This is a genomic window from Oceanivirga salmonicida (assembly GCF_001517915.1).
GTDB lineage: Bacteria > Fusobacteriota > Fusobacteriia > Fusobacteriales > Leptotrichiaceae > Oceanivirga > Oceanivirga salmonicida.
The window spans coordinates 1-10,533 of the sequence record NZ_LOQI01000058.1; the positions used below are offsets into that span (position 1 = coordinate 1).

At 27.4% G+C, this 10,533-nt stretch carries 11 protein-coding genes and 1 tRNA gene; all 12 read left to right on the forward strand.

Translation table 11 applies throughout. The features are described 5' to 3' along the window. Positions 1–36 precede the first annotated feature (36 nt). A tRNA-Asn gene (locus tag AWT72_RS06830) sits at positions 37–113 on the forward strand. Positions 114–141: 28 nt separating this feature from the next. Further along, positions 142–354 (forward strand): RDAC family protein, encoded by a 213-nt coding sequence (locus tag AWT72_RS06835; RefSeq protein WP_067142798.1) that lies wholly within the window; start codon positions 142–144, stop codon positions 352–354. 190 nt (positions 355–544) lie between these two features. Continuing rightward, the gene (locus tag AWT72_RS06840) at positions 545–988 is read left to right on the forward strand and encodes a LytTR family DNA-binding domain-containing protein (protein ID WP_067142801.1); all 444 of its coding nucleotides are present in this window, start codon (positions 545–547) and stop codon (positions 986–988) included. 13 nt (positions 989–1,001) lie between these two features. Then, entirely contained in the window at positions 1,002–1,457 is a 456-nt protein-coding gene (locus AWT72_RS06845; protein ID WP_067142805.1) for a DUF3021 family protein, read from the forward strand. A gap of 185 nt (positions 1,458–1,642) precedes the next feature. Continuing rightward, the gene (locus tag AWT72_RS06850) at positions 1,643–2,200 is read left to right on the forward strand and encodes a hypothetical protein (protein WP_067142809.1); all 558 of its coding nucleotides are present in this window, start codon (positions 1,643–1,645) and stop codon (positions 2,198–2,200) included. Positions 2,201–2,358: 158 nt separating this feature from the next. Continuing rightward, entirely contained in the window at positions 2,359–2,973 is a 615-nt protein-coding gene (locus AWT72_RS06855) for a hypothetical protein (protein WP_067142812.1), read from the forward strand. A gap of 198 nt (positions 2,974–3,171) precedes the next feature. Next, complete coding sequence (pflB, locus tag AWT72_RS06860) at positions 3,172–5,403, forward strand: formate C-acetyltransferase (protein WP_067142815.1); 2,232 nt, start codon at positions 3,172–3,174, stop codon at positions 5,401–5,403. Between the two features lie 51 nt (positions 5,404–5,454). Beyond that, positions 5,455–6,192 (forward strand): pyruvate formate-lyase-activating protein, encoded by a 738-nt coding sequence (pflA, locus tag AWT72_RS06865; protein WP_067142818.1) that lies wholly within the window; start codon positions 5,455–5,457, stop codon positions 6,190–6,192. Between the two features lie 241 nt (positions 6,193–6,433). After that, on the forward strand, positions 6,434–7,093 hold the full coding sequence (locus AWT72_RS06870; RefSeq protein WP_306765433.1) for a CoA transferase subunit A: 660 nt from the start codon (positions 6,434–6,436) through the stop codon (positions 7,091–7,093). Then, entirely contained in the window at positions 7,086–7,745 is a 660-nt protein-coding gene (locus tag AWT72_RS06875; protein WP_067142824.1) for a 3-oxoacid CoA-transferase subunit B, read from the forward strand. The genes AWT72_RS06870 and AWT72_RS06875 overlap by 8 nt, the downstream gene beginning before the upstream one ends. 48 nt (positions 7,746–7,793) lie before the next feature. Beyond that, positions 7,794–9,149 carry a short-chain fatty acid transporter gene (locus AWT72_RS06880; protein ID WP_067142827.1) on the forward strand — a complete coding sequence of 452 codons (1,356 nt, stop codon included), beginning with the start codon at positions 7,794–7,796 and terminating at the stop codon, positions 9,147–9,149. A gap of 33 nt (positions 9,150–9,182) precedes the next feature. After that, positions 9,183–10,364: an acetyl-CoA C-acetyltransferase gene (locus tag AWT72_RS06885; protein WP_067142830.1), complete on the forward strand. Its 1,182-nt coding sequence runs from the start codon at positions 9,183–9,185 to the stop codon at positions 10,362–10,364. Positions 10,365–10,533: the final 169 nt, after the last annotated feature.

Below are 10,533 nucleotides of genomic sequence, written 5' to 3' on the forward strand. Positions count from 1 at the left end.
GACAAGGGAAAATCGGTATCTGCCAAGTTTAAAGGTGTCTTTGTAGCTCAGTTGGTTAGAGCATCTGGCTGTTAACCAGAGGGTCGTTGGTTCGAATCCAACCAAGGACGCCATTTTTTTTATTTAAAAAGGAGACTAGCTATGAGAAAAAGTAACTTAACATTTGATATCTTTTTAGAATTACAAGAAAAGGTTCCAACAAAATTACATTTAAGAGATGCTTGTGGTTCAACTGTTATTGAAATAGAAGCAAAAGAAGATACTGAAACAATAGAAATTATTAAAAAGTTTTTTGAAGAAAAAAATATGCAAATTGAGTTTAGTAAAGACAAAAAATATGTGTATGAAGTATAATATATAACGGAATGTTTTAATGCATTCTTTTTTTTTACTTATAATTATGGAAATTTATCTTTTATGTATCAATTATCTTAAATACCAATCATCTTAAAATACCAACTATCTTAAAAATAATACAACTTATCTTAAAACACTAAAAAACAAATGTAAAAAATGTTAGAATACTATCAATGGGAGGGAAGAAATGAAAATAAACTTAGTTATAAACGAAAAGATTGATGAAACAACTTTAACTATTGAAACAAATCAAATCACTGATGAAATTAGTGAACTCTTGAAACTTATAGAAAATTATAAGGGTTTTGATAAGATAATAGCGATTAAAGATGATAAAAAATATATACTTGAAGTTTCTAAAATTGTTAGATTTTTTTCACAAGATAAGAAAGTATATGCTACATATTCAGATGAAGAATATATTATTAAAAATTACTTATATGAATTAGAGGAAAAATTAGATAATAATAAGTTTATTAGAATTTCAAATAGTGAGATTATGAATCTAGATTATATAGAAAGTTTTGATACAAGTTTTGGTGGGAGTATAAGAATAAAAACTAAAACAGGCATATTTAGTTATGTTTCCAGGGGTTATTTAAAAAGATTTAAAGAAATTCTAAATGTATAGTAAGGAGAAAAAGATGAAAAAAGAGATGATAAAAAGAATATTTATGGGTCCTTTTATAGGAATAGGAAATGGTATTATTATATCACTAATATTTAATTATATTAATAGTTCTAACATATATTATGCGACTAACCTAAGTTTTTATAATAAGTTTGATAATCATTTAACACCTACTGTAATATCTTTTGCATGTTTTGCAATTATAGGTATAATATCTAATTTAGCATCTATGATATATGATATAAAAAACATGAGTATTTTTTTAAAAACTTTAATGCATATTTTTATAATCTACTTAACTGTTTTTATAATCGGTAAATATTTGCATTGGTTTGGTGGAGATATATATTCTATTATACTAAACTTTATAATATTCTCAATAATATATCTAATAATTTGGGTAATTTTTTATCTTATTGAGAAAAAAGAAATAGAAAAAATTAATAAAAAATTAAAAGATAAAAATTAAAAATAAATTATATCAAAAATTAATAAAAAATTATTAAAGATCTCTAATTTTTTTATTTAAACAATTATTTTTTTAGTGATTTTATTCATAATTTAATATTTTTATTTCCTATTGCAAAAAAGATTTCTTTATTGTAAAATAGGTATACTAAATAACATTTATATAGAAATAGGAGGTAAAATAACATGAGAAAATTTGCGATGTTGATATTTACATTTGTTGCTATGAACTCATTTGCAGAATGGAATATTAGAACTGGTTTTGATTTTTATCGTGATAATATAAAATATGGTGATAAGTTAGGTTTGAAAAATACAAATGGTATGGGATTTGTTTTTGGATCTGAAATTATACCTATTGAAACAAGAAAAGTTGATTTTGGTGCAGGATTTGAGTATAACTTTGGGGTAACTACAGTTCATTATAATAGCAAACAACCAAAAATATTTGGTGGAAAAGATGAAGGTAAATATGGAAAAGAATTTATACCTATTTATGCTTTAATGAGATTAAATTTATACAAAAAAAATCACACAAAATTATATACAGCAACTAGATTTGGTGGAGCTTTAACAAGAGAAGATAAAACCAAAAAATTTGATGGTGGAATATATTATGGTCTTGGTTTAGGAATAGCACATAAATTTGCTCTTGCAGAATTATTATATGATGGAGCATATGTACCAAAAACAAAAAGTTTTGATAATAAAGTTGGAATTAGATTAGGTTTAAGAACTTACTAATTTGAAATATATTTTATAATAATTTTAAATAAAAAACAGAAATACTTGAATTTAAAAAATTAAATTTTTTAAATTCTTGTTTTTTTTTACTTAGTATGTTGTAAATTAAAATTATTATGATATAATATGTGATATAAGGTAATGGAAAGGGGTTATTTATGAAAAAATTTTTAATTGGAATTATATCAGTATTATCAATTTATAGTATATCTTACTCAAAAGGAGAAGAGGTATATTGCTCAGATAAAAAAATAAAAGTTGACTTTATGATAAAAGATGTTATAAAAACAGAGCATCAATTAGTTCCTAAATATATTTCATATATTGATATATCTAATATTGATGATTTTTTAATAGCCAAAAAAAGTTTATCATTGTTAATAAATGCCAATAGTTTAATAAATGATGATTTATCTATTTTTATAAATGATAATGAAAAATTTAAGAAAGATATTATTGATTTGGCTGTTAAATTAGGAATAAAGAAAGATAAAATCTATTTTTATAAAACTAAACAAGAAATGATAGCTAAAATTTTAAAAATTAGAAATGGGAAAAATGATTTATTAAGTAACAGAGTAGCATTATTTACTAAGTCATCTAATGTAAGATTAGAATATGCCAAAATTATAGATGCATTAGAAGAATATGTGAATACAATTATTGTTGATAATTACTCATATTTAGATGTCCCTAGGTCTGATTTGTTAAAAGTTTCTAATGAAGAAAAGGAAAAAATTTATAAAGAAATAAAATGTAATTATGAAAAATAAGGTTTTAACCGCTTTTGTTTCACATGTTGAAACATTGAAATAAAAAAAAATAATTTTATGGGTATTTTTTGCAAATTGTATAGTTAAAAGTTTAACTATTCAATTTTTTTGTTGAATAAAATCAAAATTAGAGTTAGAATATTAATATAGGACAGTACAGAAAAACAGAAAACAAAAAATAAGGAGAGGATGATTTAAATGGATGCTTGGAGAGGGTTTAAAACAGGATCTTGGAATGAAAAGATTGATGTAGCTAATTTTATTAAATTAAATTATACAGAATATACAGGAGACGGAACATTTTTATCTGGACCAACAGACGCTACAACAAAATTATGGGATAAATTAACGCCAAAATTACTTATTGAAAGAGAAAAAGGGATTTACAATACTGAAACTAAATTACCTTCACAAATTGATGCTTATGGAGCAGGTTATATTGATGAAGAATTAGAAAAAATAGTGGGATTACAAACAGATGAACCATTAAAAAGAGCAATATTCCCTAATGGTGGATTAAGAATGGTTGAAAATTCTTTAAATGCTTTTGGTTATGAAATTAATCCTGAAACAAAAGAAATATATACAAAATATAGAAAGACACATAATGATGGAGTGTTCTCTGTTTATAATGAAGATATCAGAAAATGTAGAAAAACTGGTATAGTTACAGGACTTCCTGATGCTTATGGTAGAGGAAGAATAATAGGAGATTATAGAAGAGTTCCTTTATATGGTGTTAATTTCTTAATAGAACAAAAACAAAAAGACTTTGCTGCAATAGATGGTTCAGATATTACAGAAGACATGATAAGAGATAGAGAAGAAATATTTGAACAAATTAAAGCTTTAAAACAATTATTAAATTTAGGTAAAGCATATGGATTTGATTTAGGAAGACCAGCAGAAACTGGTAAAGAAGCAGTACAATGGTTATATATGGCATATTTAGCAGCAACAAAAGATCAAAATGGAGCAGCTATGTCAATAGGTAGAACTTCTACTTTCTTAGATATATTTATTCAAAGAGATTTAGAAGAAGGAAGAATAACTGAAACTGAAGCACAAGAATATATAGATCACTTTGTTATGAAATTAAGAATAATTAGATTCTTAAGAACACCTGAATATGATGCATTATTTAGTGGAGATCCAACTTGGGTAACTGAATCAATAGGTGGTATGAGTTCAGAAGGTAAATCATTAGTTACTAAAAACTCATTCAGATACTTACAAACATTATATAATATAGGACCTGCACCTGAACCAAACTTAACAATATTATGGTCAGAAAAATTACCAATGGAATGGAAAAAATTTGCAGCTCAAGTATCTATAGATACATCTTCATTACAATATGAAAATGATGATTTAATGAGTCCACAATTTGGTGATGACTATGGTATCGCATGTTGTGTTTCTCCAATGACTATAGGTAAACAAATGCAATTCTTTGGAGCAAGAGTTAACTTACCTAAAGCATTATTATACGCTATAAATGGTGGTATAGATGAACTTAAAGGAATACAAGTTACACCAAAAGGAATGATAGAACCTATAACTTCAGAATACTTAGATTATGATGAAGTATTCCCTAAATATGATAAAATGTTAGATTGGTTAGCAGAAACTTATGTTAAAGCATTAAATATGATACATTATATGCACGATAAATATTCTTATGAAAGTTACGAAATGGCTTTACATGATAGTAATATTAAGAGAACAGAAGCATTTGGTATAGCAGGTATATCTATAGTTGCCGATTCATTAGCAGCAATTAAGACTGGTAAAGTTAAAGTTGTAAGAAATGAAGAAGGATTAGCAGTAGACTATATTAATGAAGCTGAATATGTTGCATTTGGAAACAATAATGATGAAACAGATAAGATAGCAGTAGATATGACTTCTAGATTTATGAATAAGATAAGATCACATAAAATGTATAGAAATGCAATACCTACACAATCATTATTAACAATAACTTCAAATGTTGTTTATGGTAAGAAAACAGGAAATACACCTGATGGAAGAAGAAGTGGAGCTCCATTTGGACCAGGTGCAAATCCTATGCACGGAAGAGATGTTTCAGGAGCAGTTGCTTCATTAGCATCAGTTGCTAAATTACCATTTGAAGATGCAAATGATGGAATTTCATACACATTCGCAATAACACCTGATACATTAGGTAAAAATAGAGAAGAAAAACAAGTAAATCTAGTTGGATTATTAGATGGTTACTTTGGTCAAACTGGTCAACATTTAAATGTTAATGTATTTGGTAGAGAATTATTAGAAGATGCTATGGAACATCCTGAAAAATATCCACAATTAACTATAAGAGTTTCTGGATATGCAGTTAACTTTGTTAAATTAACAAAAGAACAACAATTAGATGTTATAAATAGAACAATATCTAATAAGATGTAGTAAATAATTGAGGGTGCAACATTGTTTGCACCTTTATTTTAAGGAGTTTATATGAAAAAAGGATATGTGCATTCATTTGAGAGTTTTGGAACAAAAGATGGACCTGGTATTAGGTTTGTTTTATTTGTTCAAGGGTGTCCTTTGAGATGTCTTTATTGTCATAATGTAGATACTTGGAATGTTAAAGATAGAAAAAAAGAACTTACACCAGAAGAAGTATTTCATGAAATATACAAAGTAAGAGGATTTATTAAAACTGGTGGAGTTACTATATCAGGTGGAGAACCTTTAACACAACCGGATTTTATCAAAGAAATATTTAAACTTTGTAAGGAAAATGGTATACATACAGCATTAGATACATCAGGCTATATTTTTACTAATAGAACCAAAGAAGTTTTAGAATATGTAGATTTGGTACTACTTGATATAAAGCATATAGATCCTGAAAAATATAAGGTTCTTACATCAGTTAACTTAGCACCAACTTTAAAGTTTGCTGAATATTTACAAGAAATAAATAAACCAGTATGGCTTAGATATGTTTTAGTACCAGGTTATACAGATGATGAGAAGGATTTACATAATTGGGCTAAGTATTGTTCTAAATTTACTAATGTGGAAAGAGTAGATATATTACCATTCCATCAAATGGGAACACCAAAGTGGGAACTTATGAAAAAGAAATATCTTTTAAAAGATAATGCTACTCCTACCAAAGAAGAAGTTATTAAGGCAGAAGATATATTGGCTTCATATGGATTACCTGTAAAGCTTACAAATAGATAATATTTTAAAGTATGTATAATAAATTAAATAAAAATTAAAATTATTTCTAATATAATTTAGGAATAATTTTTTTTTGTTTAAATAATGTTGCATAGGATTAAATTTATTGAAAATTATACGGAATTTAATATATATTTACTATTTAAATATAAAACTATAAATTTTGAAAAAAATTTTTAAAAAACCTTGACTTTTATAGGGGGGGGGGGGTATAATACTATAAATTAAAGAAAGGAGAGCATTGATGAGTAAAGTTAAAGATATTGATTTCGTATTAAACGAAATAAAAGATGGTAGTGTTTTAATGATTGGTGGATTTCTTGGAGCAGGAACACCACATAAAATAGTTGATAAATTAGTAGAGAGAAATGTAAAAGATCTTACTATAATAGCTAATGATACTTCATTTGTTGATTATGGTATAGGGAAATTAATTGCTAATAAACAAGTTAAAAGAGTTATAGCTTCTCATATTGGAACTAATAAAGAAACTGGAAATCAAATGAATACAGGTTTTATTGAAGTTGAATTAGTTCCACAAGGAACTTTAGCAGAAAGAATTAGAGCAAAAGGAGCAGGACTTGGTGCAATTGTTACTCCTACTGGTATTGGAACAATTGTTGAAGAAAATAAACAAAAATTGACAATTGATGGTAAAGAGTATTTAGTTGAGGAAGCAATTGGAGCTGATTATGCATTAATTTTTGGTAGTATAGTTGATAAATCAGGAAATATTTTTTATGCAAAATCAACTAAAAATTTTAATCCTTTAATGGCAACAGCAGCTAATAAAGTTATTGTTGAAGCTCAAAAAATAGTTGAAGTTGGTGAATTAGACCCTGATGTTGTTATGACATCTGGTATTTTTGTGGATTCTATAGTAGGAGGTTCAAATGGATAAAAATGAGATAAGAGCTTTTATTGCAAAAAGAGTTGCTAAAGAATTTAAAGATGGACAAGTAGTAAATTTAGGTATAGGTTTACCTACAACAGTAGCAAATTATATATCTGATGATATAAATATTATTTTACAATCTGAAAATGGGTTTTTAGGACTTGGTCCTTACCCAGAAGAAGGTAAAGAAGATAAAGATATAGTTAATGCTGGAGGGCAATATGTAACTATAAAAAAAGGTGGACAATTTTTTGATTCAGCAACTTCTTTTATGATTATTAGAGGAGGACATGTAGATACTACTGTTCTTGGAGCACTTCAAGTTGATAAAGAAGGAAATCTTGCAAATTGGATGATACCAGGTAAAATAGTTCCTGGTATGGGTGGAGCAATGGACCTTGTGGTAGGAGCTAAAAAAGTTATAGTTGCCATGGAACATACACAAAAAGGAAATAAAAAAATATTAGAAAAATGTACATTACCACTTACAGCAACAAAACAAGTTAATATGATTATAACTGAAATGGGTGTTTTTGATATTACTGAAGATGGTTTAGTAATGATAGAGAAAAATCCTATATTTACATTTGAGGAAATACAAGATGCTACTGGAACTAAGATAATAGTTTCAGAAGATTTAAAAGATATGATTGTATAAAGGAAGGAGGCATATTTTATAGTCTTTGACTATATTATATAATAAATAATGTTTAAAAAATTTACAAAGGCATGTGTAAGTATGGTTGAAAAATATCTTCCAGATCCATTTTTATTTGCAATAGTACTTACAATATTTATTTTTGTATCTGGAATTATTTTTACAGGGCAATCTGCATTTCAGATGATATCACATTGGTCAAATGGTTTTTGGGAATTATTAGCTTTTTCAATGCAAATGGCATTAGTTTTAGTAACAGGTCATGTTTTAGCAAAAGCCCCACTTGTTGAAAAATTAATTAAAAAGATAGCATCTATTTCACAATCAAGAAAGGGAGCAATAGCATTAGTAAGTGTTGTTTCTATTATTGCATCATGGTTAAATTGGGGATTTGGACTTATTATAGGAACTCTAATTGCAAAAGAAGTTGCTAAAAAAGTTAAAGGAGTAGATTATAGATTATTAATTGCTACAGGTTATTCTGCATTTATAGTATGGCATGCAGGTTTTTCTGGGTCAATACCTTTAAAAATTGCATCAGCATCATCAGACCTATCAAAAATAACTAAAGGAGCATTAACAGCTCCAATTCCTACTTCTGAAACAATATTCGCACCAATGACTTTAATACCAATGTTTCTTATATTAGTATTTATGCCATTGTTAAATGTTGCTATGACACCATCTAAAGAAGAAACATTTTCTATAGACCCTCGTTTATTAGAAGAGCCTGTAGAAGAAGAAATAATTAAATCAAAAATGACACCAGCTGATAAATTAGAAAATTCACCCATTCTTTCAATTATAATAGGATTAATGGGATTAGTATATATATTTAGTTATTTTTTAAATAATGGATTTGAATTAAATCTTAATATAGTTAATTTTATATTTTTATTTTTAGGAATTATTTTACATTATACTCCTAAAAGATTTTTAAATGCAGTTAATGTTGCAGTAAAAGGAACAGCAGGAATATTAATACAATTTCCATTTTATGCAGGTATAATGGGAATGATGGTTGGTGGAGGTGAAGGAGTAGTTTCACTTGCAGCACAAATATCTAACTTTTTTGTTAGTATATCTAATCAAACAACTTTCCCTTTATTTAGTTTTATAAGTGCAGGAGTTGTTAATGTGTTTGTTCCTTCTGGTGGAGGTCAATGGGCGGTACAAGGTCCTATAATGATGCCAGCAGGACAATTACTAGGAGTTCCAGCAGCAAAAACAGCTATGGCAATTGCATGGGGAGATGCTTGGACTAACTTAATTCAACCGTTTTGGGCATTACCAGCATTAGGTATAGCAGGATTAAAAGCTAAAGATATTATGGGTTATTGTTTAGTAAATTTAATTGTGTTTGGATTCTTAATAGGATTATGTTTAATGTTTATACCAGTATAAAATAAATTGAAAATTGTTGAAAGGAGAAAATGTATGTTAAAAGAAGTTGTAATAGTATCTGCAGTAAGAACTCCAATAGGAAGTTTTGGAGGAAGTTTTAAAGATGTAAATGCAGTAGAATTAGGAATTGTTGCAGCAAAAGAAGCAATAAAAAGAGCTAAAATAAGTCCAGAATTAATAGATGATGTTTATATAGGAAATATATTAAGTGCAGGGTATAAACAAGGAATAGCAAGACAAATTTCAATTGGAGCAGGAATACCATGTGAAACACCAGCAATGACAATAAATATTTTATGCGGATCAGGACTTAGATCAGTAAGTCTTGGAATGCAAGTAATACAAACAGGAGAAGCAGATGTTATATTATGCGGTGGAGTTGAAAGTATGTCTCAAGCACCTTATTTATCAAAAGGAACAAGATTTGGACAAAAAATGGGGGATTCAAAACTTATAGATCATGTTGTTTATGATGCTTTAACAGATGCTTTTAATGATTATCATATGGGAATAACTGCTGAAAATATAGCAGAAAAATGGGGAATATCTAGAGAAGAGCAAGATCAATTTGCACTTAAGAGTCAAAATAAGGCTGAAGCAGCACAAAAAGCTGGAAAATTTATTGAAGAAATAGTTCCAGTAACAATATTACAAAAAAGAAAAGAAGTTGAGATAAAAGATGATGAGTATATAAGATATGGAACAACTATAGAGTCATTATCAAAATTAAAACCAGCCTTTAAAAAAGATGGAACTGTTACAGCAGGAAATGCATCAGGTATAAATGATGGAGCAGCAATGCTTATTATTATGAGTAAAGAAAAAGCAGAAAAAGAAGGAATAGAATATTTGGCTACAATAAAAGGATTTTCAACAGCAGGGGTAGATCCTTCTATAATGGGAACAGGACCAATACCGTCAATTAGAAAAGCAATAAAAAATTCTGATTGGGAATTAGAAGATATTGAATTAATAGAATTAAATGAGGCTTTTGCAGCACAATCAATATCAGTAATAAAAGAATTAAATTTAAATACTGAAATAACAAATGTAAATGGAGGAGCAATAGCTTTAGGGCATCCAGTTGGAGCTTCAGGTGCTAGAATATTAGTAACATTATTACATGAAATGAAACGTAGAAATGTGAAAAAAGGATTAGCATCATTATGTATAGGTGGAGGAATGGGAACTACTGTATTAGTAGAAAGACCATAAAAACATAGATTATATAAAATTTAAAATAATTTTTGAAATAAAAAAGAGAGAGTGCGGTAAAAAGTCTGTAACTTCTCAAAAATCAAAAATAAGGGTTGAATAAATCCTCTTATGGTATATAATATAAAATATATCAAGGAGGATTTTTCTTATGGTTAAAAGAAAAAAA

Excerpts from the sequence above, each read along its gene's own strand:
- AWT72_RS06835 (WP_067142798.1), top strand. The coding sequence starts at position 142 with ATGAGAAAAAGTAACTTAACATTTGATATCTTTTTAGAATTACAAGAA.
- AWT72_RS06840 (WP_067142801.1), top strand. The coding sequence starts at position 545 with ATGAAAATAAACTTAGTTATAAACGAAAAGATTGATGAAACAACTTTA.
- AWT72_RS06845 (WP_067142805.1), top strand. The coding sequence starts at position 1,002 with ATGAAAAAAGAGATGATAAAAAGAATATTTATGGGTCCTTTTATAGGA.
- AWT72_RS06850 (WP_067142809.1), top strand. The coding sequence starts at position 1,643 with ATGAGAAAATTTGCGATGTTGATATTTACATTTGTTGCTATGAACTCA.
- AWT72_RS06855 (WP_067142812.1), top strand. The coding sequence starts at position 2,359 with ATGAAAAAATTTTTAATTGGAATTATATCAGTATTATCAATTTATAGT.
- pflB (WP_067142815.1), top strand. The coding sequence starts at position 3,172 with ATGGATGCTTGGAGAGGGTTTAAAACAGGATCTTGGAATGAAAAGATT.
- pflA (WP_067142818.1), top strand. The coding sequence starts at position 5,455 with ATGAAAAAAGGATATGTGCATTCATTTGAGAGTTTTGGAACAAAAGAT.
- AWT72_RS06875 (WP_067142824.1), top strand. The coding sequence starts at position 7,086 with ATGGATAAAAATGAGATAAGAGCTTTTATTGCAAAAAGAGTTGCTAAA.
- AWT72_RS06880 (WP_067142827.1), top strand. The coding sequence starts at position 7,794 with ATGTTTAAAAAATTTACAAAGGCATGTGTAAGTATGGTTGAAAAATAT.
- AWT72_RS06885 (WP_067142830.1), top strand. The coding sequence starts at position 9,183 with ATGTTAAAAGAAGTTGTAATAGTATCTGCAGTAAGAACTCCAATAGGA.